This is a genomic window from Candidatus Methylomirabilota bacterium (genome assembly GCA_035315345.1).
Lineage (GTDB): Bacteria > Methylomirabilota > Methylomirabilia > Rokubacteriales > CSP1-6 > CAMLFJ01.
On record DATFYA010000091.1, the window covers coordinates 1 to 23,358 of the forward strand.

Annotated in this window: 27 protein-coding genes; 16 read left to right on the top strand and 11 right to left on the bottom strand. The window is 69.7% G+C overall.

Features of this window, described 5'->3' with window-relative positions; translation table 11 throughout:
- Window positions 1–7: 7 nt before the first annotated feature.
- From VKN16_11960 to VKN16_11985, 6 genes are read right to left on the bottom strand one after another with little or no spacing between them, the layout of a single operon-like run.
- Window positions 8–751: a dienelactone hydrolase family protein gene (locus tag VKN16_11960; protein HME94921.1), complete on the bottom strand. Its 744-nt coding sequence runs from the start codon at window positions 749–751 to the stop codon at window positions 8–10.
- A 37-nt stretch (window positions 752–788) separates the two neighbouring features.
- Window positions 789–1,751: an NADPH:quinone reductase gene (locus VKN16_11965; protein ID HME94922.1), complete on the bottom strand. Its 963-nt coding sequence runs from the start codon at window positions 1,749–1,751 to the stop codon at window positions 789–791.
- 25 nt (window positions 1,752–1,776) lie between these two features.
- Complete coding sequence (locus VKN16_11970) at window positions 1,777–2,025, bottom strand: hypothetical protein (protein ID HME94923.1); 249 nt, start codon at window positions 2,023–2,025, stop codon at window positions 1,777–1,779.
- Window positions 2,026–2,031: 6 nt separating this feature from the next.
- Window positions 2,032–2,499, bottom strand: coding sequence for an organomercurial lyase (gene merB / locus VKN16_11975; protein HME94924.1), 468 nt, complete (start codon window positions 2,497–2,499; stop codon window positions 2,032–2,034).
- Between the two features lie 26 nt (window positions 2,500–2,525).
- On the bottom strand, window positions 2,526–2,966 hold the full coding sequence (locus tag VKN16_11980; protein HME94925.1) for a RidA family protein: 441 nt from the start codon (window positions 2,964–2,966) through the stop codon (window positions 2,526–2,528).
- A gap of 24 nt (window positions 2,967–2,990) precedes the next feature.
- Window positions 2,991–4,637 (bottom strand): AMP-binding protein, encoded by a 1,647-nt coding sequence (locus VKN16_11985; protein HME94926.1) that lies wholly within the window; start codon window positions 4,635–4,637, stop codon window positions 2,991–2,993.
- Window positions 4,638–4,743: 106 nt separating this feature from the next.
- On the opposite strand from VKN16_11985, the gene VKN16_11990 reads away from it, so the two are divergent.
- Window positions 4,744–5,547 carry an enoyl-CoA hydratase gene (locus VKN16_11990; protein HME94927.1) on the top strand — a complete coding sequence of 268 codons (804 nt, stop codon included), beginning with the start codon at window positions 4,744–4,746 and terminating at the stop codon, window positions 5,545–5,547.
- Window positions 5,548–5,576: 29 nt separating this feature from the next.
- On the opposite strand, the gene VKN16_11995 is transcribed toward VKN16_11990, so the two are convergent.
- A complete protein-coding gene (locus VKN16_11995) occupies window positions 5,577–6,401 on the bottom strand; it encodes an alpha/beta fold hydrolase (GenBank protein HME94928.1) in 825 nt (274 codons plus the stop codon).
- A gap of 20 nt (window positions 6,402–6,421) precedes the next feature.
- Window positions 6,422–8,005 (bottom strand): amidase family protein, encoded by a 1,584-nt coding sequence (locus tag VKN16_12000; protein ID HME94929.1) that lies wholly within the window; start codon window positions 8,003–8,005, stop codon window positions 6,422–6,424.
- Between the two features lie 168 nt (window positions 8,006–8,173).
- Between VKN16_12000 and VKN16_12005 the strand changes: the two genes are divergently transcribed.
- From VKN16_12005 to VKN16_12020, 4 genes are read left to right on the top strand one after another with little or no spacing between them, the layout of a single operon-like run.
- Window positions 8,174–8,722, top strand: a complete 549-nt coding sequence (locus VKN16_12005) for a hypothetical protein (GenBank protein ID HME94930.1) — start codon at window positions 8,174–8,176, stop codon at window positions 8,720–8,722.
- Window positions 8,719–9,669, top strand: a complete 951-nt coding sequence (locus tag VKN16_12010; GenBank protein ID HME94931.1) for an ABC transporter permease — start codon at window positions 8,719–8,721, stop codon at window positions 9,667–9,669. The genes VKN16_12005 and VKN16_12010 overlap by 4 nt, the downstream gene beginning before the upstream one ends.
- Window position 9,670: 1 nt before the next feature.
- Window positions 9,671–10,570: an ABC transporter permease gene (locus VKN16_12015; protein ID HME94932.1), complete on the top strand. Its 900-nt coding sequence runs from the start codon at window positions 9,671–9,673 to the stop codon at window positions 10,568–10,570.
- A 28-nt stretch (window positions 10,571–10,598) separates the two neighbouring features.
- Window positions 10,599–12,263 carry an ABC transporter substrate-binding protein gene (locus tag VKN16_12020; GenBank protein HME94933.1) on the top strand — a complete coding sequence of 555 codons (1,665 nt, stop codon included), beginning with the start codon at window positions 10,599–10,601 and terminating at the stop codon, window positions 12,261–12,263.
- Window positions 12,264–12,302: 39 nt separating this feature from the next.
- Here VKN16_12020 and VKN16_12025 read toward each other — a convergent pair whose 3' ends face one another.
- A complete protein-coding gene (locus tag VKN16_12025) occupies window positions 12,303–12,641 on the bottom strand; it encodes a peptidoglycan-binding domain-containing protein (protein HME94934.1) in 339 nt (112 codons plus the stop codon).
- A 152-nt stretch (window positions 12,642–12,793) separates the two neighbouring features.
- Window positions 12,794–13,321 carry a phospholipase D-like domain-containing protein gene (locus VKN16_12030; GenBank protein HME94935.1) on the bottom strand — a complete coding sequence of 176 codons (528 nt, stop codon included), beginning with the start codon at window positions 13,319–13,321 and terminating at the stop codon, window positions 12,794–12,796.
- Between the two features lie 84 nt (window positions 13,322–13,405).
- Between VKN16_12030 and VKN16_12035 the strand changes: the two genes are divergently transcribed.
- Window positions 13,406–14,203, top strand: coding sequence for a ChbG/HpnK family deacetylase (locus tag VKN16_12035; GenBank protein HME94936.1), 798 nt, complete (start codon window positions 13,406–13,408; stop codon window positions 14,201–14,203).
- Here VKN16_12035 and VKN16_12040 read toward each other — a convergent pair.
- The gene (locus VKN16_12040) at window positions 14,190–15,380 is read right to left on the bottom strand and encodes a heparan-alpha-glucosaminide N-acetyltransferase domain-containing protein (protein ID HME94937.1); all 1,191 of its coding nucleotides are present in this window, start codon (window positions 15,378–15,380) and stop codon (window positions 14,190–14,192) included. The two genes, VKN16_12035 and VKN16_12040, sit on opposite strands and share 14 nt — an antisense overlap.
- A gap of 82 nt (window positions 15,381–15,462) precedes the next feature.
- On the opposite strand from VKN16_12040, the gene VKN16_12045 reads away from it, so the two are divergent.
- From VKN16_12045 to VKN16_12090, 10 genes are all read left to right on the top strand, one after another.
- A complete protein-coding gene (locus VKN16_12045; GenBank protein HME94938.1) occupies window positions 15,463–16,377 on the top strand; it encodes an LLM class F420-dependent oxidoreductase in 915 nt (304 codons plus the stop codon).
- 12 nt (window positions 16,378–16,389) lie between these two features.
- Window positions 16,390–17,241 (top strand): EamA family transporter, encoded by an 852-nt coding sequence (locus VKN16_12050; GenBank protein ID HME94939.1) that lies wholly within the window; start codon window positions 16,390–16,392, stop codon window positions 17,239–17,241.
- A 168-nt stretch (window positions 17,242–17,409) separates the two neighbouring features.
- Entirely contained in the window at window positions 17,410–17,892 is a 483-nt protein-coding gene (locus tag VKN16_12055) for a GspH/FimT family pseudopilin (protein HME94940.1), read from the top strand.
- A 5-nt stretch (window positions 17,893–17,897) separates the two neighbouring features.
- Window positions 17,898–18,398, top strand: a complete 501-nt coding sequence (locus tag VKN16_12060) for a hypothetical protein (protein ID HME94941.1) — start codon at window positions 17,898–17,900, stop codon at window positions 18,396–18,398.
- Window positions 18,395–18,955 carry a prepilin-type N-terminal cleavage/methylation domain-containing protein gene (locus tag VKN16_12065; GenBank protein HME94942.1) on the top strand — a complete coding sequence of 187 codons (561 nt, stop codon included), beginning with the start codon at window positions 18,395–18,397 and terminating at the stop codon, window positions 18,953–18,955. Before VKN16_12060 ends, VKN16_12065 begins: the two co-directional genes overlap by 4 nt.
- A 10-nt stretch (window positions 18,956–18,965) precedes the next feature.
- Window positions 18,966–20,225: a hypothetical protein gene (locus tag VKN16_12070; GenBank protein ID HME94943.1), complete on the top strand. Its 1,260-nt coding sequence runs from the start codon at window positions 18,966–18,968 to the stop codon at window positions 20,223–20,225.
- Between the two features lie 229 nt (window positions 20,226–20,454).
- A complete protein-coding gene (locus VKN16_12075) occupies window positions 20,455–20,958 on the top strand; it encodes a GspH/FimT family pseudopilin (GenBank protein ID HME94944.1) in 504 nt (167 codons plus the stop codon).
- 14 nt (window positions 20,959–20,972) lie between these two features.
- The gene (locus VKN16_12080) at window positions 20,973–21,524 is read left to right on the top strand and encodes a prepilin-type N-terminal cleavage/methylation domain-containing protein (GenBank protein ID HME94945.1); all 552 of its coding nucleotides are present in this window, start codon (window positions 20,973–20,975) and stop codon (window positions 21,522–21,524) included.
- The gene (locus tag VKN16_12085) at window positions 21,521–22,066 is read left to right on the top strand and encodes a prepilin-type N-terminal cleavage/methylation domain-containing protein (GenBank protein ID HME94946.1); all 546 of its coding nucleotides are present in this window, start codon (window positions 21,521–21,523) and stop codon (window positions 22,064–22,066) included. Before VKN16_12080 ends, VKN16_12085 begins: the two co-directional genes overlap by 4 nt.
- A 76-nt stretch (window positions 22,067–22,142) precedes the next feature.
- Window positions 22,143–23,357: a hypothetical protein gene (locus VKN16_12090; GenBank protein ID HME94947.1), complete on the top strand. Its 1,215-nt coding sequence runs from the start codon at window positions 22,143–22,145 to the stop codon at window positions 23,355–23,357.
- Window position 23,358 lies beyond the last annotated feature (1 nt).

Here is a 23,358-nt window from a genome sequence, read left to right on the forward strand (position 1 = left end):
CAACCGATCACTCGTGCCGCAGGCGTCGGCCGAAAAAATCGCTGACCCGCTGCCGAGCGGCGGTGGTGGCGGCGTCATCGTAGCCGAGCGTGTGCCCCAGGTAGCTGCGTGGACGCCCCGGATTGTCGAAGGAATGCGGCGCCCCTCGGTACACCTCGAGCTCGACGGTCGCATGCCCCTGCACTACCTCGCACCGCACCGCCGGAGTCCAGTCATCCGCGCCTCCGATGAGGATCAACAGCGGCGCGTAGAACCGGGAGTAGTGCTCGCAGAAGGGATACAGGGCGACGCCGGCGCGAAAGCCACCTTCCGGAGGTCGGCTGCGCTCCCACATCGCGGCCAGCACGACGCTGCCGCCGTGTGACCACCCCATGAGCGCCACGCGTTCCCGGTCGACGAACGGCGACGATCGGAGGTAGTCGAGCGCGCCATAGGCGTCGAGTGTTCGCTGCGAAACGCCGAGTCGGCCGAAGTTGGTGCAGATCTCGGTCAGGCCACGAGGACCGAAGCTGTCCACGAGTAGCGTGACGTACCCCCCCTCGGTGAGGAAGCTTGCCCACGACTCATTGCCAGGTTGAATGCCACCGCACCCGTGCATGAGGACGACCGCCGGGAACGGGCCGTCACCATTCGGCTTGCGAAGAACGCCGGTGATTCGCTCCTGCGAGCGCGAGCTGAACCTCACGACACCACAGCCCGCGAGCGTCAGGAGGGCAAGGACGAGGGGGAGAGCCGCACGCGCGAGCGTCACGAATGTTCCCGGGCACCTCCACCCACTCTTCCGGCCGTCACGCCACCAGCACGATCTTGCCGTGGTGGCCGGCCTGCATGACCGCCTCGTGGGCGCGTGCGGCCTCACCAAGCGGCAGCTCCTGCGCGATCACCGGACCCAGCGAGCCGTTGCGGAGCCCCTCCACCAGCGCGGCGTGGATGCCCGCGTGCTGGGCGGGCGTCGCGTGGTTCAGCGCCATGCCCAGGATCGCCGCGTCCTTGTTCATGGCCAGCCGCGCGTTGATCTCGACCGTGCCGCGGTTGCCGATCACCACGATGCGCCCCCGCAGGGCGATGATCCCTAGATCTTTCTGGAGGTTCACGTTGGCCAGCATCTCCATGATGACGTCGGGCCCGCGCCCGCCGGCGAGCCGCACGCACTCCTCGAGATAACCCGGCGCGCCGTGGTCGAGCACGTGATGGGCCCCCTGCTCGGCCACCATCTTCCGGCCGCGCTCGGTGCTCGCGGTCCCGATGACGGTGAGGCCGCGCGCCCGCGCGAGCTGGACCGCGCCGATGCCCACGCCGCCGGAGGCGCCGTGCACCAGCACCGTCTCGCCCGCGCTGCCGTGAGCGCGATTGAACAGCGCATGGTAGGCGGTGGCATAGGGAATGTTCATCGCCGCGCCCTGCGCGAAGCTCGCATTGGCCGGCAGCGGATGCACCTGGGCGGGCTCGCACACGCAGTACTCGGCGTAGGCGCCGCTGACGGTGCCGCCCACGTAGACGCGATCGCCCGCCTTCACGCCGGTCACACCCGACCCGACCGACTCGACCACGCCGGCCGCGTCGGCGCCCGGGGTGTAGGGCAGCTTCGGCCCGCGGTTGTCGGTGTTCGAGCGCAGGTAGGTGTCCACCGGGTTGATGCCCACCGCGTGATTGCGCACGAGCACCTGGCCCGGGCCCGGCTGGGGCGTGGGGATCTCCTCGAGCTTGAGCACGGCGGGGCCGCCGTACTCCGAGACGCGAATCGCCTTCATGGTCGACGCTCCTTTGTGGTTGGGATCAGGACACCGGGAGATCCGGTGTGCCCATCCAGAACGGGGTGGTCTTGCCGATCGACTCCAGATAGGCGCGGCGCTCGGCCCCGCGGCGCGGATACCACGTCGAGAGGTAGTCGCCGTCCAGCATGTGCCGGCGGCTCTCGGTGCCGAAGAAACCGGCCAGCTGCGGCAGCGTGATGAATCCTTCCTCGGACCGAGGCGTGTACTGGCTCCAGCGGCGCGCGTGCTCTTCCGACCGGAAGAGGTTCATCCCGGTTCAGAGATACGGCGGCCGGCCGCGCGAGGGGCCGAAGCCGAAGGCCAGGTGCCCGACGAGGCCGGGCGGATCGACCCACGTGATCGTCCCGTCGCGCATCTCGACCGTCACCGGGTCGCCGCAGTCGAGGCAGGGCGCGTCGACCCGCACGGTCTGGCCGGGGAAGAGCCAGGTCGCCGAGGTGGCCTCGAATCCGCACTGGGCGAACCAGCGCTGCTCGCCGCGCACCGTGATGCGGTACTGGGTGGGCAGATTGTTCAGCGGCGGGAACGACGCGATGTAGTCGGTGTCGGGATGGAGCCAGCCGATCGGATAGGCGGCCATCACGTCGCGCAGCAGCGCGCGGCCCTCCTCGGCGGGCACCGCGAGGGCGCGGGCCAGCTCCGCGTAGTGCGGGGCGCGGCCGGTGTCGACGAGGCTGCGCATGATGCGCTGGAAGGCCTGGTCCATCGATCGCGGGTCGGGCATGGTGGCTCCTTCTTTTCAACCGCCCCTCATCCTGCCCTCTGCCCACCGGGGAGAGGGGAAGACATGGGCGGGGCGTGATCGGGGAGGACGGCGATGGCGGAGATCTCGATCAGGGCGCCCTCGCGCAGGAGGCCGGCGACGATCACGCCGGTGGCGGTGGGGAAGCGGTCCTTGAAGATCTCGCGGCGCACCGCCGCGGTCTTGGCGTAGTTCTCGGTGGTCGTCACGTACTCGGTGGTCTGCACGATGTGCTCGAAGCCGGCGCCGGCGTCCGCGAGCAGACGGCCGAATTTCTCGAAGATGTAGCGCGTCTGGGCCACGATGTCGCCGGGGCCGACGATCTGACCGGTGTCGTCGCCCGCGGTCATGCCCGAGATGAACAGGAGATTTCCCGCGCGCACCGCGGGGGAGAACGTATAGCGGGCCGGCCACGGGCTCGGCCCGGTGATCACCTCGTAGGCGGGCATCGCGTGTTCTCCTCGATCGCGGCGTCACCGACGCCGCAGCAGGAACCGCTGGATCTTGCCGGTCTCGGTCTTGGGCAGCTCGGCGAGGAACTCGATCTCGCGCGGGTACTGGTGCCGGCCCAGGTGCGTCTTGACCACGTCGACGATCTCGCCCTCGAGCCCGCCCCGCGGCGCGCGGCCGGGCTTGAGCACCACGAAGGCCTTCACGATCTGGCCGCGCAGCGGATCGGGCTTGCCCACCACCGCGGCCTCCGCCACCGCGTCGTGCTTGAGGATCGCGCTCTCCACCTCGAAGGGGCCGATGCGGTAGCCCGCGCTCTTGATCACGTCGTCGGCGCGGCCCTCGAACCAGAAGTAGCCGTCGGCGTCGCGGCGGGCCAGATCCCCGCAGGTGAGCCACTCGCCGCGGTAGCCCTCGCGATCCCGCCCGGGGTCGTTCCAGTAGCCGAGCGAGTAGTAGCCCTCCGGGTGCGGCTTCATCCCGACGTGCCCGACCACGTCCGTCGCCACCTCATGGCCGTCGTCGTCCACCACCGCCATCGTGCAGCCGGGCAGCGGCAGCCCCATCGAGCCGGGCTTCACCGCCATGTCGATCGGGGCGAGGTTGCCGACGGGCAGGCCGAATTCGCTCGAGCCGTACTGGTCCCGCACCGTGACGCTCCAGTGCTCCTGGAAGAAGCGCACCACCTGCGCGTTCAGCGGCTCCCCGCAGCTGCTCGCGCGGCGCAGGCGCACCCCCTCGCCCGCGGCGGCTCCGAGGGCCATCACGGAGCGCAGCAGGGTCGGCGTGGTCGCCAGGTTGGTGATCTGCTGCGCGCGCAGCTGGGCCAGGCAGTACTCCGCGGTCGGCGCGGCCTCGTGCGAGTGGACCGGGAGGCCCAGGGCGAGCGCGCCCATGTAACACACCAGGCCGTAGCCCCACCCGGGATCGCCGGTCGGCCAGAAGGCGTCGCCGCTCCGCAGATCGGCGCCGAACACGAGATGGGGATGGATCGCCATCAGGAAGTTGGCGGCGATCCTCACCCCCTTGGGCGCCCCCGTCGAGCCCGAGGTGTAGAGCAGCACGGCCGGATCGTCTCGCCGACAGGTCGCGGGCGTCCCGTCCTCGCGCGCCTCCCGCATGGCGCGCCAGAAATCGATATCGGGGGCCAGGGCGCCGGCCACGGAGCCGGGCGCCGGGCTGTCGTCACCCGTCACCGTGACGACCCGCGTGGCGGGCGGCAGCGTCGCGGGTAGACGGGCGCGGTGCTCGCGGTGGGTGCAGATCACGGCGGCGCCGCTGTGGCGCAGGCGGAAGTCGATGGCGTCGGGGCCGAAGCCGGTGAAGATCGGCACGTACACCGCGCCGGCCTTCCACGCGCCGATCATCGCGATCAGCATCTCGGGCACGCGCGGCATGAACGAGGCGACGCGGTCGCCGCGACGGACGCCGTGGGCCTGCAGCACCGCGGCGAAGCGGGCGGTCAGCCGCGCCAGCTCGTCGAAGGTGTACGTGCGCCCCTCACCGTGGCGGCTTCGCCAGCGCAGCGCGGGTCGATCGGCTCCCGCGTGGCGATCGACGATGGTGTGCCCCAGGCTCACCGGCTCGCCCGGACGCCAGCCCAGCGCGCGGGCGCTCTCCTCCCAGCGAAAGGCAGCGCGCGCCTCCTCGTACCGGGGCGGAGTCGGCATGGCGGTGACGGCCCGGAGCATACCGCACTTGCGCGGGGCGGGCGGACGGGATACACCAGTCTCCGCCGGCCACGGGTCCGGCCATCCGCCATCCCAGGAGAGCGCCATGACCGCGACCGTGAAGACCGAGAAGCTGCTGATGCAGAAGGACGGCCCGATCGGCTGGATCACCTTCAACCAGCCCGAGAAGCGCAACGCGGTGAGCCAGGAGATGTGGCAGGCCATGCCCGAGTACGTGGCCGACCTCGCGGCCGACGACGCGATCCGGGTGGTGATCCTGCGCGGGGCGGGCGAGCAGGCCTTCGTGGCCGGCGCGGACATCTCGCAGTTCAAGGACCGCCGCCGCAACGCGGCGGACGAGGAGGAGTACCGCCGCATCTCGGGGGCGGGCTCGCAGTCGCTCGCCAAGCTCGGCAAGCCGCTGCTCGCGATGATCCACGGCTTCTGCATCGGGGGCGGCGTCTCGATCGCGATCACCTGCGACATGCGCATCGCGGCCGACGACGCGCGCTTCGGCATCCCGGCGGCCCGCCTGGGGCTGGGCTACCACTATCACGGCATGGAGAAGCTCATGTCGCTGATCGGTCCGGCCTACACCAAGGAGCTGTTCTTCACCGCGCGCACCGACTTCAGCGCCCCGGACGCCCTCCGCATGGGCCTGGTCAACCAGGTGGTGCCGAAGGCCGACCTCGAGCGCTTCACCCGCGACTACGCGATCATGATGTCGCGCAACGCCCCGCTGACCCTGCGCTCCGCGAAGGCCAGCGTGGATCAGCTGGTGCGGCCGGAGGAGCGGCGTGACTACGCGATGCTCGATCGGCTGATCAAGGACTGCTTCGACAGCCAGGACTACCAGGAGGGGGTCAAGGCGTTCTCGGAGAAGCGGCGGCCGCAGTTCCAGGGGCGCTGAGTCCCTCGGGTCGGACCGCGCTCACGCGCCTACGCGCGTCGGGGCGTGAGCCACTCGATCAGCAGCCGATTGACCTCCGGCGCCGCCTCGTAGTTGACCCAGTGGCCCGCCCCCTCGATCACGCGGGTGTCGAGCCTCTCGTCCGTCTCGGTCAGCAGACGTCGGCTCTCGGCCAGGTGATGGCCGGTGAACGCGTCGCGGCTGCCCCAGATCCCGGCCAGGTGCGCGCGGACGGCCGGGAGCGCTCGGCGGAGCACGTCCGACACCGGGATCGTGCCCGACTTGAAGCGCGCGCGCTGCACGTTGTCGATCTGCAGCGCCACCGCGAGATCGTCGGCGCTCTCGGGACGAGCGAGCATCAGGGTGCGCAGGTTCTCGCGGTGGACGTGCCGGATCGCATCGGGCTCCATCCCCGGCTCGAGACGGAGGAGGGTCCGCACCGGCGCCGGGGTCAGCCCGAGCCCGCCGGTCCCGATCAGCACCAACGTCCGAACCCGCGTCCCGAGCCGCGCGGCCACCAGGCCGCCGATGATCGCGCCGAATGAAAAGCCGGCCAGATCGAACGTGGCCGGCGCGGTCAGGATCTGGTCGATGCCGGCGGTCACCAGATCGGCCAGCCGGTCCGCGGTGTGCGGCTCCGGCGGGGCGTCCGACTCGCCGTAGCCCGGCATGTCGGGCGCGAGCACGCGGAAGCGCTCGGCGAGCGGCAGCACGTTGCGGATCCAGTGCGTCCACGAGCCGCTGGCTCCGTGGAGGAGGACGAGCGGCGGGCCCGCGCCCCACGCGCGCCAGACCATCGCGCCGCTGGCCACCCGCGTGACGGTGCGGGTGGCGCGCGCGGCCGGATCCTCCATCGAGCGGGCGGTCTCGACGATCAGGCGCCGGAGTCGGGCACCGCGAGCAGCGCGTCCCAGTCGACCGCCCGCTGGTACGCGGCCGCGGCCTGCAGCAGCGCGTCCTCGCGGAAATGCGGCGCCACCAGCATGAGCCCCACCGGCATCCCGCCGAGCTTGGCGCACGGCACGCTGATGGCGGGATGGCCCGTGTAGTTGAACGGACACGTGTTGGCGATCACCGGGCCGAGGTCCAGGCTCCGCGCCCCGCCCAGCATGGTCAGCTCCAGCGCGTCCTCGTGATCGCGCGGCGCCCGCCAGCGCGGCGCGGTCAGCGGGATGGTGGGCATGGCCAGCACGTCGACGTCGTGGAAGACGCGGTCGTACTGCGCCGCGAACGTGGGCCGCACGTTCTGGGCCTTCGCGTAGAGGCGGCCGCCGTAGTTGCGCTGCAGATAGTAGCCCTGCAGCAGGTTGAGCTTGAGGTTCGGCGAGAACTCCCGCGCGTGGCTCTGCTTGAGGCGGCCGAAGATCGAGATCAGCGACGACGGATAGTACGTCTTGGCGAACGAGCCGCCGAAGTGGGTGTCGTACATCCGCTTGCCGCCCTCGAGGTAGATCGGCAGCAGCGCGGGGAGCGCCTTCGTGTGCAGCGGCACCGAGACCCGCCGGACGCGCGCGCCCGCCCGCTCCAGCGCGCCCACCGCCTCCATCACCGCCTCGTCGACGGCGCGATCGCCGCCCGGCACTCCGAGACCTTCCTCCAGGACGCCGACGCGCAGGCCGCTCACCCCGCGGGCGAGCGCATCGACGTAGCGGGGCAGCGTGGCCGGCACGTCGGCCTGCCGCGGGTCGAGGCCGTCGCGCCCGGCCAGGCACTGAAGCGACACCGCGATGTCCTCCACGGTCCGCGCCATCGGGCCCACGTAGTCGATGGTGGGCTCGAGCCCGAAGACGCCGGTGTGCGGCACCAGCCCGTGGGTCGGCATGAGCCCCACGATGCCGCACCACGCGGCGGGCAGGCGGATGGATCCGCCCTGGTCGCCGCCGAGCGAGATGTCCACCATGCGGCCGGCCACCGCCGCGCCCGATCCGGACGACGAGCCGCCGGTGACGTGCTCGCGGTTGTGCGGGTTGAGCGGCCGCCCGTAGTCCCCCACCCCGGAGAGCCCGGGCCCGCCCCAGGAGAACTCCTCCATCTTGAGCTTGCCCACGATGGTGGCCCCGGCGGCGAGCAGCCGGGTGGCCACGGTGGCGTCGAAGTCCGGCACGTAGCCGTCCATCATGTGCGAGCTGAACGTCATCGGCACGCCGGCCAGCGCGATGTGGTCCTTCAGCGCGACGGTCTTGCCGTGGAGCGGACCCGAGTCCGCGCCCTTGACGCGGCACTTCGTGATGAACGCGCCGAGCGGGTCCTCCTCCTCCGAGGGCCGACGCCCCGGGTCGCGGTCGGTGAAGGACAGCGGCGGCCGCCGCTCCTCCACGCGCATCTCGTCGAACGCCTCGAGCGCGGCGACCGTGTCCATCATGCGGGCCTGGATCAGCCGCGCCTCGGTCGGGGTGAGATCGAATCCCAGCGCGCGCCCGTACTCCATCACCTCGTCGACGTCCGGCCGCCTCAACATCGTGATCGTCTCCTGTGTTCGGGTCGCTCCCTCTTCCCTCGGGGGAGAGGGTCAGGGTGAGGGGTGTTCTATTGCGGGTGCATCATGCCATGGACTATAGTGGGCGGGGCCCGCGACGTGGCGGCACGTGCCGACCGTCGATCGGGCCGGCGGACTTTCTGGAGAGCGATGGTCACCGTGACCGCCGAGACGTCATCGTCGTCCTCCCTGGACGACGCGTGGGCAGCCCTCGGCCGGCGCGCTACGTACTTCTACTTCCCCGGCGTCAGCCGATCTCCCTCCGGCGCCACCCTGGACCACGCGCTCGATCTGCCGATCGTGGACCGACAGGAGCAGGTCGCGACGCTCCGCATCGATCGCCCCTCCCGCCCCTCTCCCCTCGAGGGGAGAGGACAGGGTGAGGGGGGTCATCGCGAGCGACGGTTCACCCTGCGCGGTGAGCTGGTCACGATCAGCGGCCGCTGGCGGCTCGAGCCGACCGACGCGGGCGTCCGCGTGCGCCTCACCCTCGACTACGACATCGCGGGCCCGCTGAAGACGCTCGCGGTGAACACGCTGCGCAGCCGGAGCCCGCTGCCGATCCGCACCGACGCCGACGAGATCCTGAGCCGCGCGGTGGACGAGTTCTTCGAGACGCGCTTCGCCGAGCAGGCCGCCGACTACTGCGAGCGCCTGCGCACGCGCCTCGAGGGCACGAAGGCGGGCCGACCCGCGTGATCGTCTACGTCCTGCAGCGGCTGCTCGGCCTCGTCCCCGTCCTCTTCGGCATCTCGGTGGTGATCTTCCTCGCCATGAAGCTGATTCCGGGCGACGTGGCCCGCGCCCTGCTCGGGCCCATGGCCACCGACCAGTCGCTCGCCCAGCTGCGCCACGCCCTGGGCCTCGACGAGGCGATCTACGTCCAGTACGGCAAGTGGCTCTGGCGCGCGCTGCACGGTGATCTCGGGCTCTCCCCGATCGTGCACAAGCCGGTGGTCGAGCTGCTGCTCCCCAAGTTCGGCAACACGCTGATCCTCGCCGGCGCGAGCTTCGTCCTGGCCGCGGTGGGCGGCGTCGCGGTGGGGGTGCTCGCCGCCTCGCGCCAGCAGACGGTGGTGGACCGGGCCGCGATGGGCGCCTCGCTCCTCGTCGGCAACATGCCGCCCTTCTGGCTCGGCCTGGTGCTCATCGTGTTCTTCGCCATCAACCTGCGCTGGCTGCCCAGCCTCGGCATGTACTCGTCGCGCGGCCCCGGGGGCTTCGAGGACCTGCTCGCGCACCTGATCATGCCGGCGGTGGCCACCGCGGCCGCGCCCGGCGCGATCATCGCCCGCATGACGCGGGCCTCGGTGCTGGAGATCCTCGGTCAGGACTACATCAAGGTCGCACGGTCCAAGGGCCTCTCCGAGCGTGCGGTCCTGGGCCTGCACGCGCTGCGGGTGGCCTGGCCGCCGATCCTCACCATCGCCGGGCTGCAGCTCGGCTACCTGCTGGGCGGCGCCGTCTTCACCGAGGAGGTCTTCGGCTGGCCGGGGCTCGGCCGCCAGCTCGTCAGCTCGGTCATCGCGCGCGACGTGCAGGTGGTCCAGGGCGCCGCGCTCTTCATCGCGCTGTCGTTCGTGATCGTGAACCTGGCGGTCGATCTGCTGAACCTCTACCTCGATCCGCGCTCGCGGCCGGCCTGACGTGGCCACCACCACCGCGCTCGCGGTCAATCCGGTGCAGGCCCGCGCCCGCCGCGGCCCGACCGCGCTCGTCGGCTTCCTGCGCGCGTTCGCGCGCGACCGGCAGGCCCTGGTCGGCGTGGTCATCATCGCGATCGCGGGCGGGGCCGCGCTGGCCGCCCCGCTCATCAGCCCGTGGGATCCGCTGACGTCCGGGGCCACGGAGCGGCTCGCGCCGATCGGCACCGCCGGCCACCTGCTCGGCACCGACGAGCAGGGCCGCGACATCCTGAGCCGGCTCATCTGGGGCGGCCGCGCCTCCCTGCTGGTCGGCATCCTGCCCACGGTGACCGCGGCGGTCGTGGCGCTCGGGCTCGGACTGCTCGCCGGCTACGCCGGCGGCCTGCTCGATCACGTGATCATGCGCGTGCTCGACGTGTTCTTCGCGTTCCCCCTCGTGCTGCTCGCCATCGCGATCGTGGGCGTGATCGGACCCGGCATGCAGAACCAGATGTTCGCGCTCGCGGTGGTCCTGGTGCCCTACAGCACGCGCGTGGTCCGCACCGCCACCCTGTCGGTGAAGCCACTCGAGTTCGTGGAGGGCGCCCGCGCCCTCGGAGCCGGCCGCGGCCGGCTGATCGGCCGGCACCTGCTGCCCAACGTGCTGCCGCCGCTGCTCGTCTACACCAGCACCCTGGTCGGCATGATGATCGTGGCCTCGGCCGGCCTGAGCTTCCTCGGCCTGGGCGTGCAGCCGCCCACCCCGGACTGGGGCGTCATGGTGGGCAACGGGCGGCTCGTGCTGTACCGGGCCGCGCACGTGGCCACCATTCCCGGCATCGTCATCGTGGTCGTGGCCCTGGCCTTCAACTTCGTCGGAGACGGTCTGCGCGAGGCCCTCGACCCTCGCGCGCGCCGGTAGGCCCCCGGTCGAGCCAAGGAGGCACGTGATGGATGCTCGAAACATCGATCTGATGATGCGGATGCTGCCCCGGACGTCGCCCGACGTGAGCCGGCGCGACTTCCTCCGCACCGCGGCCGCCGGCGCGGCGGGCGCCGCGGGCGCGCTGGCCACGCCGAAGCGCGCGCGCGCCCAGACCCCGAAGAAGGGCGGCACGCTCGTCTACGGCATGGAAGGCCCCTCCGACATCCTGGACCCGCAGGCCACCGGCTGCTGGCTCACGTATCGCGTGACCTACCAGATGTTCGAGGGCCTGCTCGCCGAGGATCTCACCAAGTCCGACGTGGCCATCCCGAAGGTGGTGCCGCGGCTCGCCGAGTCCTACACGCTGTCCAAGGACGGCCTCACCCGCACGTTCAAGCTGCGCAAGGGAGTGAAGTTCCACGACGGCAGCGCGTTCAACGCCCAGGCCGCGGTGTTCTCCTGGGAGCGCATGTTCAAGAAGGACGCCCCGCAGTTCTACGCGCGCGCCAACAGCTACACCAGCTATGTGGTCGAGTACATCACCGGCGTGGAGGCGGTCGACGAGTACACGCTGAAGATGACGTTCAGCAAGCCCTACGCGGAGTGGGAGCGGATGACGCTGCAGAGCTGGGGCGAGCCGATGATGATCAGCCCGGCCCAGGTGAAGAAGACCGGCAACGAGAAGTTCGCCGACGCCCCGGTGGGCACCGGCCCCTTCAAGTTCGTGGAGAACGTGCCGGGCGACCGCATCGTGCTCGAGCGATTCAAGGAGTACTGGGGCCCGCAGGCCAACGTCGACAAGCTGGTGTTCCGCCGGCTCGACGACCCCGCCGCCCGGGTGGCCGCCCTGCGCACCGGCGAGGTGGACTTCATCCTCGCTCCGCCGCCCGACGAGGTCGAGGCGCTCCGCAAGGACAAGTACCAGGTGATGCAGTCCAACGCCCCGCACATCTGGTACTGGCACCTCAACATGAAGGACGAGAAGTTCAAGGACGTGCGGGTGCGGAAGGCGCTGCAGATGTCGGTGGACAAGGAGAAGATGTGCAAGGAGCTGCTGCGCGGCACCGCCAAGCCGGCCTGGAGCATGATCTCCCCCGCCACCGCGGCCTACGATGCCGGCTACAAGCCGTATTCCTACAACCCGGACAAGGCCAAGGCGCTCCTCAAGGAAGCCGGGCTCGGTAACGGCTTCGAGACCGTGTTCTGGACGTCGACCTCCGGCTCCGGCCAGATGATCCCGGTCCCGATGGCCGAGTGGATCCAGCGCGACCTGGCCAAGGTCGGCATCCGGGTCAAGCTCGAGACGTTCGACTGGATCACCTATCTGTCGAAGATGTTCCAGGGGCTGCGCCCCGGTCACGGGGCCTACCAGCTCTCCTGGGGCATGACCACCAACTTCTGGATCGACATCGTGGCGCGCTCCACCCGTCAGCCCGACAAGGGCGTCAACGTCGGCTGGTACGGCAATCCCAAGGTGGACGGGCTGCTCGACCAGGCCCGCGCCGAGCTCGACGACAAGAAGCGCGCCGCGCTCTACCGGCAGATCGACAAGATCATCATGGAGGACGACGCCGCCTTCTTCCCGATCTGCAACGACCTCAACCTGGTGGTGCTGAGCCCGAAGGTGAAGGGCTTCGTGAATCCGCCCGAGGAGTGGTTCCAGCTCTGGACGCCCTGGGTCGAGGCCTAGGCCGACCAGTCAGGTGATCGCGCGCCCGGTGGCCTCGCGCTACCGGGCGCGCGTGTGCTCGGCAAACACCCGCTTCTGGATGTCGAGCCGCACCATCGTCTCCGGGTCGAGCCGCCCGGTGACCGCGATCTTCTCCGATCGCTGGTACTTCACCAGCGCCTCCCGTGTCCTCGGGCCGACGACGCCGTCCACCGGCCCGGGCTCGTATCCGAGATCGCGCAGCGCGCGCTGCGCCTCGCGCACGTAGCGGGGCGCGGGCTGCGGGGGCGTTCCCGGTCGTGCCGCCGCGGCGGTCACCTCGGATGAGGCGGTGATCGCGAGCGGCGCATCGAGCAGCAGCAGCGACAGCGTGACGGCGAGCGCGATCCAGGGTGTCATGCGCGCCGATCCGCGCAACCGGCGTGCCAACCATCGCATGTCGCACGGTGACGCGGAAGCTGCGAGAAACGCGGGCGTGTCGAGACGCTGACAGGTGCCGCGGTGGGAAACCTTACCCGCCGGCGCGTAGAACCGTCGGGACGCTGACAGACTTACGGGGTGGGCGACCGGACCGAGTGCGCGGCGTGAGCCTGCCAGTTCTCGCTGTAGCGCGCGGCCAGGCCCGCATCGCTGATCACCAGCAGGTTCTCTGCGTTCTGGCTCTCGGTGCCCGCCGCGAAGCTGAAGCCGCCGGTGAGGACGACCTGCCGGTCGATCACGGCCACGCCGCCGCCCACCGGGGCGTGAACCCGGTCGCTCAGGACCGCGATGCCGGCCTGGGCGAGCGACGGCGCCGCGGAGGCACGACCCTTCGGGGCCTTGGCGTTCACGATGACCTCGACGCTCACCCCGCGCTGGTGGGCCTCGACGAGTGCCCGCGTGATCGGGGGCGATGTCACCGCGACGGCCTGGAGGCGCACGCTCTTCCGCGCCCGCCCGATGGCCTCGGTCACCGCGCGGGTGCCGTCGTCGGGCGAGAAGTACACCGCCCACGGACGGGACTGCTCGGGCTCCGCCAGCCGGGGCGCCTGGGCCCAGACCGAGGTCGGCAGCAATACCAGGAGGACCAGGATCAACACGTCTGGATGATCGCACGTCCGGCAACCCGGACTCTTCACGGTCAGTTTTTTTACAGTCCACGGTACTGTTAAAGTTGAGACTCGATGGACCTCCCGACTTCTCGGAGACGCTTCCTGGCCACCGGCGTCGGTGCCCTCGCCGCGGTGGCCGCCGCTCCCCTCCGATCCCTCGCCACCGCCTCGGAGCGCCTGGTCGTCGTGAACGCGGACGACTTCGGCATGTCCGCCGAGATCGACCGCGGCATCCTCGAGGCCCACGACCGGGGCATCGTGACCAGCGCGAGCCTCCTGGTGGACGAGCCGAACACCGAGGCCGCGATCCAGGAGGCCCACCGGCGGCCGAAGCTCGGCCTGGGCCTCCACGTGGCGTTCGACTCGCGGGGCAAGTGGCTCATCGACGTGAAGGACCTGGACGTCGTGCAGCGCGAGATCCACCGGCAGATCGACCGGTTCATCCGGATGACCGGCGCGGCCCCCGATCACATCGATTCGCACCACCACGTGCACCGGCTGTTCAACATCGCCTATCTCTTCCTCGACGTGGGCCGACAGTACCGGGTGCCGGTGCGCGGCCTCACCGAGGTGGTGTTCGTCGGGCGGTTCTACGGCCAGCCCGAGTTCGGCAAGACCGATCTGAGCAAGATCGGCGTGGAAGCCATGATCGGCCTGCTCCAGTCGCTCAAGCCCGGGATCTCGGAGGTCTCCTGCCACCCCGGCACGCTCGAGTCACGGCCGGACGCGGTCTACAACCGCGAGCGCGAGGTCGAGCTGCAGACGCTGACCGACCCGCGCATCCGGAGCCTGATCACCGAGGAGGGCATCCGGCTCATCAACTATCGCGACTACGCCCGCCTCCGATCCGTCCGGCTCAGATCCGAATGAAGATCCGCCTCCGGTAGAGGAGGCCGAGCAGCCCCAGCCAGAGCAGCACGAAGCTGACCGCGTAGGCGAGCGAGGCCATCTCGGGCGGGAGCCACCGGGCGTAGAACGTCTCGTAGATGTACGTCTGGAGCACCAGCGACTCGCCGTCCTCCGGGCTCGTGATCACGATCCAGTTGAGCACGATGCCCATGAGGCTCGAGAGCCAGTAGGCGGTGATCGCGTTGGTGCCGAAGACCAGGAACGGCGTCACCGCCCATCCCCGGTGGCCCTTCATGTCGACGAGCCAGTAGATCGCGGCCAGGACCAGGCAGGCCATCCCCGCCGAGAGCAGGACGAAGGAGCCCGTCCACAGGTTCTTGATGATCGGGTAGGTCTGACTCCACCACGAGCCGAGCGCCACGCCCACCCCGCCCGCGACGATCAGGCCGATCACCTTGGCCGAGGCCACCCGCGACGACCGGATCCAGTGGCCGGCCAGCACCCCGCACATCACGCTGGCGACGCCGCCGAGGGTGCTGAGCGTGCCCTCCGGATCCCAGGTCATGGTCTCGTGCATGAGGTGGTTCCGGCCGATCAGCTTGAGATCGAGCCAGTTGGACAGGTTCAGATCCGGCGCGAGCGCGGTGGACCCGAGCCCCGGCACCGGCACGCGCGTCATCAGCACCCAGTAGCCCACGAGCAGCGCGATCAGGGCCACGAGCTGCCCGCGCACGCCGGTCCACAGCACGATGGTGGCCGCGATCAGGTAGGACAGCGCGATGCGCTGGAGCACGCCGGGCACCCGGATCGTGCGCAGGTCGTACTCGGGGAAGCCCTGCATGGCCAGCCCGAGGGCGAAGATGATGATCGAGCGGGTCAGCACCTTGCGGAACAGCTCGCGGCCGCTGGCCCCGCGCTCCATCAGCCCGCCGATGGAGAGCGTGGTGGTGATGCCGACGATGAACAGGAAGAACGGGAACACCAGATCGGTCGGCGTCCAGCCATCCCACGGCACGTGCTCGAGCGGCGCGTAGACGTGGCTCCAGCTGCCGGGGTTGTTGACCAGCAGCATCGCCGCGATGGTGAGCCCGCGGAAGACGTCGAGCGATTGCAGACGCGGCGAGGGGCGAACCGCCGTCGACTCGACCGTGGCGGGGGCGGGGGCGACGTCGATCAACAGGGGCGCGGGGCGAGCCATCTCGACTCAGACTGTATCACCACGCGATACCCTGCTCCCGACTCCCGTGTTACCGTACTCGCGCTCACAAGGAGGCGAGCGCATGAAGCTCAGCGTGGAGTTTGCCAGCGTGTCCTACCGCGAGGGGCCGGCCGCCGTCGCCGAGCTCGCCCGCGCCATCGAGCGGATCGGCTACGACCACATCGACATCTTCGACCACGTGGTGATGGGCGTGCCGATCGAGGGCCGAGCGCGGGGGCCGTACAACGCGGCGATGCCGATCCTCGAGGCGCTGACCGCGCTCGCCTACATCGCGGCGGTCACCTCGCGGGTCACTCTCGGCACCGAGGTGCTCGTGCTGCCCCAGCGGCAGCCCGCGCTGGTGGCCAAGCAGGTGAGCACGCTCGACACGCTCTCCGGCGGGCGGATCCGGCTCGGGGTCGGCGTCGGCTGGCAGGAGTCGGAATACGAGGCCCTCGGCGAGAGCTTCCGCACCCGCGGCGCGCGGATGGACGACGCGATCCGGCTGCTGCGCGCCTACTGGACCGACGCCGAGGTGACCACGGCCGGCCCGCACTACCGCACCGTCGCCATGGCCATGGAGCCGAAGCCGCCCCAGGGCGCGCGACTGCCGATCTGGATCGGCGGCAACTCGGAGGCGGCCTACCGTCGCGTCGGCCGCCTCGGCGACGGCTGGCTCGCGTCCCGGGTGACCGACCCGGCGAGCGCGCGCGAATCCATCGCGGCCATCCGCCGTCACGCCGAGCAGGCCGGGCGCGATCCGGGCGTCATCGGGCTGCAGAGCATGGTGGCCCCCCCGCCCCGCGACGCCGCCGGCAAGACCTTCTACGCCGACCACGACGCGGTGGTGGCCCGCGTGGCCGCGCTGAAGGCGATGGGCTTCGAATGGGTCGCGCTCAACGCCACCGCGATCTTCCAGGCGGGCGCGCGCTCGGTGGCGGCGATCACCGAGCAGCTCGACCGCCTGCACGCCCGTATTCGCGCCGAGGTCGGCTGATCCGCGTTGACCGTGCCGCCGCAGGTCCTGGCGCTGGGCAGCGCTCTGTGCGCGGCCATGGCCACCTTCCTGATCCAGCGCGGGCTGCAGCGCTCGAACTTCTACGCGGGCGCCTGGATCAACGTGGTCGTGGGCGCCATCGCGGCCTGGACCGCGACGCTGATCCTCGTGCCCTGGCAGGCCTACACCTGGCGCGCGGTGCCCTACTTCGTATTCTCGGGCGTGGTCGGCACCGCGGGCGGTCGGCTCTTCCGCGTGCTCGCCATCCAGAAGGTGGGCGCGCCGGTGGCCGCGGCGGTCAACAACCTCGCGCCCCTGGTGGCGACGGGGCTGGCCATCGTGCTGCTGGGCGAGCACGTGACGCCGCCCATCCTGGGGGGCACCCTCGTGATCGTGGTCGGCACGATCCTGCTCTCGCTGAGCGGGCGCTATGTGGGCTTCCGCCCCCGCCACCTCGTGTATCCCTTCATCGCGGCCTCCTGCTTCGGCACGGTCGCGATCGTGCGCAAGCTCGGGCTCAGCACCGCCGGGCCCCTCTTCGACGCGGCCATCAACGTCACCGCGGCGCTGCTCGCCTCGACCAGCTTCGTGGCCGCTTCCGGGAACCTGGGCTCGCTGCGCTGTGAGCGCCGGAGCCTGCTCTGGTTCGTGGCCGGCGGCATCGCGGAGAATACCGGCGTCTTCCTGGTGCTGCTGGCCCTCGGCGGGGGCGACGTCAGCGTGGTCATCCCCCTGGCCGGCAGCGCCCCCCTCTTCGTCCTGCTGATCGCCTACCTCTTCCCCAGCGAGTCCAACCGCCTGAACTGGCGGGTGATCCTGGGCGCGATGTTGATCGTGCTGGGCGTTGTCCTGCTCACTCGCTGAGCCTCGGCAGTGCCTCGCGCGCCACGACGCGATGCAGCAGACGCCCGCGCGGGCCGGGCCCGGCGCCATCCCGCGAACGTTGACAGGGGGGGGTCTTGGTAGTAGCAACGAAGAGACCGGGGTGCCGTCCTGCTGCCGTGGCTCGCCCGGCGTTCTATGGCATGTCTTTTGCGAACGACTGCGACGACCGATCCGGAGGGGCGCTACCGCCAGCGGGGATTCACGCTCATCGAGATGACCGTGACCCTCACCGTGCTGGGCCTGCTGGTCGCCATGGCCATCCCCGCTTACCTCAGCTATCGCCAGAGCGCGGTCCTGAAGTCGGGCGCCCAGCAGATCGTCACGATGATCAACGTGGCGCGCGAGCTCGCGCTGCGGGTGAACGACAACGTGTGCGTCAAGCTTCCGAGCCCCACCACCATGAGCTACACGCTGGGCGGCTGCTCCGGCAGCGTGTGGATCGGGGCCGGGACGGATCCGGCCGGTAACGTGCCGCTCCCGGAGGGCGTCACCGTGACCACCACCGCGAATCCGGTCTTCAACTACGTCGGCGCCGCCCTGCCGGCCGCCACCTATACGATCACCAACCCGCAGACGAGCGCGACCCTCACCGTGTCGGTGTCGCTCTCGGGGCGGGTCACGATCCCGTGAGCGCCATGAGAGCCGCCCCGCGGCGTGTCGTCGTCGGCTCCCCCGGCATGACCCTGGCCGAGGTGCTCGTGGCCTTGCCCATCATCACCATCGGGCTGCTGGCCCTGCTCGCGGCCATCCCGCTCTCCACGTTCGCCACGCAGGAGGGCAAGCAGACGTCGACCGCCACCTTCCTGGCCGGCCAGCGGCTCGAGCAGGTGCGCAACGCGCAGTGGTCCGCGATTCCCGCCGTCGATCAGCTCGGCATCTCCGCCTCGCCCTCCGCGCCGCCGCAGGTCGGGGGGACGGTCACGTTCGCGGACGAGAATCCGGTGGGCTCCTACGCGGGATACCGTCGGCAGGTCCGCGTCACCGACTGCGGGGTGGGCGGCGGCTGCGGCGGCGTCACCAGCTCCGGCATGCGGCTGGTCACCGTGACCGTGACGTACGCGCCGCTCAGCGCGACCGGCAAGGATGCCGCCGCGCCGCGGTCGGTGATGGTCACGATGCTGGTCGCGCAGCGATGAGCCGGTCCCGCCGGCGGGCCTGGCCGGCCGTGCTCGCCGATCAGCGCGGATTCACCATGACCGAGATGCTCATGGTCACCACCGTGCTCGCGGTGATCCTGGGCGGCGTCATCCTGGTGCAGCACCAGGGGCAGCAGGCGTATCTCTTCGGCTCGCACCGCATCGAGGCCCAGCAGAACGGGCGCGCCGCGCTCGAGCTGATGTCACGGGAGCTGCGATCCGCGCTCTCGGTGACCGCGGTGGGCGGCACGACCGACCTCACGTTCGTCGACGGCAGTGGCGCGCCCGTCCGCTACCAGCTGACCGGCGCCACCCTCAATCGAACCTTCGGCGGAGACACCTCCCCGTTGGTCGGCGGCGTGCAGACCCTGGCCATGACGTGTTACTCCGCGTGGGACGGCAGCACCAATAGCGGCACCGCCACCACGGTGCCCGGGGCCGTGAAGCTGGTGCGCCTGCAGTTAGTGACCGGCACGGAGGATCAGGTGGGTCCGGGCTCGCCCGGCGACCAGCGCATCGCGATGGAATCGCTCGTTCGGCTGCGCAATGTTCCGTGAGAGGCCAGCGGTGCCGTGGCTGATGCGCGCACCGTCGCGACTCGCGCATGACGAGCGCGGCATCGCCCTGCCGATGGCGCTGCTCGCGCTGCTGATCCTCGCCACCCTGGTCATCTCGTTCGTGCTGCTGGCCACCTCAGAGCCGCTCATCGCCACCAACCAGAAGCTGGTGGCGCAGGCCCGCGCGCTGGCCGAATCCGGCATCGAGCGGGCGATCTGGGCGCTCAACAATCCGACCGATCCCAAGGGCGTGCCGAATCCCCTGGTGGGACCCGCGCCCGCCCCCTACGACGGCAGCGCCGCGATCCCGCTGAACGTCAACGGCGTCTACGTCGGCGCCGTGTTCGTGACTATAATGGGGCCAACACCCGCCAACGGGCTCAACGCGAACGAGCGCAGCGTGATCGCGGTCGGCTGGGCGCCCTCGACCACGGGTAGCTCGACGGCCCGCCAGAAGATCCAAGCCACCGTGTACCAGTTCCTCTTCAAGAGCGCGCCGCCGCCGGCCGCGCTCCTCACGCGCGGGGCCATGAACGTGGACGGCCACGTGAACGTCGACGCCCGCGGCGACCTGACCTGCGGCGCCCGCGACGGGACGTGGAGCACCGGGGCCACCGCGGTCAACGGCCCGGCCGACGTCTACGGCGCCGACGGCAACGGCACCCCGAACCAGTCGGTGGGCCCCGGGGTCACCGACGTCAAGCAGCTGGTCGCGGACTCCGCGTTCAGCCCGTTCGTGCTCAAGTCCGGGGACCTCGACGGTCTGAAGGCGATGGCCAAGGCCAACGGCACGTACTGGAGCGGCACCGCCGTGCAGACCCTCACCTTCAACTCCGGCAACAAGCTGCCCAACGGCATCATCTTCGTGGACACGGTCAGCGGCGACAACATCGACAAGAACGGCCCCAACACCACGTCGCCGGGGGACTTCGCCAACATCACGATCCAGGGCAACGCGGAGGGCGACCCGAGCGGCGTCTTCAGCGGCATGATCGTGGTGGCGGGGAATCTCAACATCTCCGGCAGCCTCCAAATGCGCGGGATCGTCTACGCGGTCGGCACGCTCGCGCTCGCGGTCGGCGGAAGCGGACAGATCGACGGCGCGGTGATCACCCAGAACATCCGCAACGCCTCGGCCACGACCGTCGACCCCGCCGCCGCCAGCACCAGCATCAACTTCAACTGCGGCCACGCGTCGAATCCGGGCGGGCAGATGCCTCAGACCTTCACCGTGCAGCCCGGCAGCTACCGGGAGGTGTCGGGCAGCTGATCCCTCGCGCGCGCGACGGCCACCTCCGGGTGGATGTCGGCGCGCGTGTGACCGCAACTCATCCGCCTCGACTAGGTTGACCCGCGGACCAGCTCCTGTCGCACGGGTGACGGCCTTTGTCATTTCAGCCATTGAGCCGTGCGGGCGCTGGCCGTCAACCGCTCTCAGAAACTGGAGTTTTGTCCCGAACTAACCAGGCACTCGACTTGCAACCCATCGCGAGAAAGCGATGCAAACTGAACAAGATATCTCGCCGGATCCGCTCGCGACCCGCCGGGCAGATCCCGGGTTCACTCTCGCCGAACTGATCGTGCTGATCGCGGTGATCGGCATCCTGTCGATCATGGCCATGCCGTCGTTCTTGAGGTACTACCAAGCCGCCACTCTGAAGTCGGGTGCCCAGCAGTTCGCGGCCCTGATCAACCAGGCGCGCGAAATAGCCATCAAGGAAAACGACAACCTGTGCGTCAAGGTCTCGAGTCCAACGCAGATGATGTATGTCCGCAACAATTGCACCACGGGTACCGCCTGGGTTGGAGCTGGTACAGACGCTGCCGGCAACATCAACCTGCCGCCGCGCATCTCCGTGGCGGGTCCCTCCGCCGCGAACTCGCCGATCTTCAACTATGTCGGGTCGGCACTACCGGCGGCCACCTTCACACTCACCAATATCGAGACCGGTGCCACCCTCACGGTGTCAGTGGCGGCGTCCGGTCGGGTCACGATCCCGTAACAGGAGATACAACAATGGGACGGCTCGTCTCAGATCAACGCGGTATGACGCTGGCCGAGGTGCTGGTCGCGCTGCCGATCATCACCATCGGCCTCCTGGCGCTGCTCTCGGCGATCCCCATCTCCACCTACGCGACCGCGGACGGAAGCCAGACTTCGACCGCGACCTTCCTGGCGAACCAACGGCTCGAGCAAGTACGCAACACCCAGTGGAGTGCTACGTGTCAGGTAGACCCTGCGACCGGCCTGGTCATCCCCGGTGCGGCTACGGTCATCGACAAGGTCGGCGTCTCGGCCTCCTCGACGGTCGCCCCGAAGGATCCGGCCGCGGTCGTGACCTTCGCCGATGAGAACCCGGTCGCGGCGCCCTACACTCGCTACTCGAGACAGGTGCGCATCACAGGTGTAGCCACGACTCCGACCTGCACGGCCGCGGGGATCATGAGCGCCACCGGGGTGCGAACGGTCACGGTGACCGTCGCGTACACGCCGCTCAGCGCCACCGGGTCGAATGCGGTCTCCGGGACACGGCCGGTCAGCGTGACCATGCAGATCGCCCAGAGATGATCCCCGTGCGGGCCATGCTCAGGGACGAACGGGGGTTCACGCTGACCGAGCTGCTTGTGGTGACGGCCGTCCTCGGATTGATTTTGGCCGGCGTCGTGCTGGTGCAGCAGCGGGGGCAGGAAGCCTATCTGTTCGGCGCCCACCGGGTCGAGGTCCAGCAGAACAACCGGTCCGCCCTCGAGCTCATGGTTCGGGAGCTTCGATCGGCAAAATCCGTCACCGCGATCCCCAGCGCCACGAATCTGACCTTCCAGGACGCAGATGGCGTGACCAAGCAGTACCAACTCTCGGGCACCACTCTGAATCGTACGGTGGCCGGCACGACTACACCGCTCATCGGAGGCGTCCAGACGCTGAGCATGACCTACTTCTCCGCGTGGAATGGAGCCACCAATACCGGCACCAGCACGACGGCGCCGAGCAGCGTGAAGTTGATCCGGATCCAGCTCGTGACGGGTACCGAGGACCAGGTAGGTACCGCTTCACCGGGAAACCAGCGTGCCATCATGGAGTCGCTGGTGCAACTGAGAAACATCCCGTAGCACAAGGAGAGCAGGCGTGCCTATCTACAGTAGGACTCTGAAGCTCCTCCGAGACGAGCGTGGGATCGCGCTCCCGATGTCACTGTTGGCCTTGCTCGTTCTCTCCACGCTCGTGATCGCGTTCGCCCTGCTGGCGGCCTCCGAGCCGGTCATCGCCACAAACCAGAAAATGGTCGCTCAGGCCCGAGCCGTGGCCGAATCCGGCGTGGAGCGCGCCATTTGGGCCCTCAACAATCCGACGGATTTCAACGGGATCCCCGACCCGTTCCCGGGGACGGCCCCGGCCCCATATGACGGCAGCGCCGGGATCCCGATCCTCAACAGCGGTGGGACGCAGATCGGCCTGGCGTTCGTGACGGTCACCCCGGGAGCCGCGACGAACGAGCGGACCATCGTGGCCGTCGGCTGGGTGCCCACGAACACGGGGAGCACGGCCAAAGCCCACCAGAAGATCCAGGTGACGGTGTCCAAGTTCCTGTTCAAAGTATCTCCCCCGCCGGCAGCGCTGACGGTCGCGGGCCAGATCAATGCCGGCGGCAACGTGAACATCGACTCCCGCAGCGATACCAGCTGCGGGAACAAGGACGGAACGTGGAGCGCGAATTCCACGGATACCGGGGGCTCGGCGGAGATCTACGGAGCGGACGGGAACAACACCAAGAACCAGACGCTGAGCGGGATGGGCGGCGGGGTCGCCGACAAGCGGACGGACGTACCAGGTACCGCGTTTGACCCGTACATACTCAAGAATGCGGACCTGAACACTCTCAAGGCGTATGCAAAGAAGAACGGGACCTACTATTCGGGCGCGGGAGTCCAGGGTCTGACCTTCAACTCGGGCAACAAGATGCCAAACGGTATCATCTTCATCGACACGGTGTCCGGCAACAACATCGATTACAACGCCGACGGATCCGCCTGCGCCGGCTGCACGGCGACATCGGATTTTGCCAGCGTCGACATCCACGGCGGTTTCGCCGCGGACGCCAGCGGCATATTCAGCGGAATGATCGTCGTCGCGGGCGGGCTGTCGATCTCCGGGGACGTCGAGCTGCGCGGGTTGGTCTACGTGGTGAACGATCTGACCTATACGGGTACCGGCAACGGCCACATCGATGGCGCGGTATTCAGCCAGAACGTCCGCGACATCTCGTCAACAACGATCGATACGAATACCGGCGGCAATGCGCAGGTCAACTACAACTGCAACTATGCCTCGAACCCGGGCGGACAGTTGCCCCAGGGCTTCAGCATCGCGCCCGGGACCTACAAGGAAGTCGCTGGATCCTGAG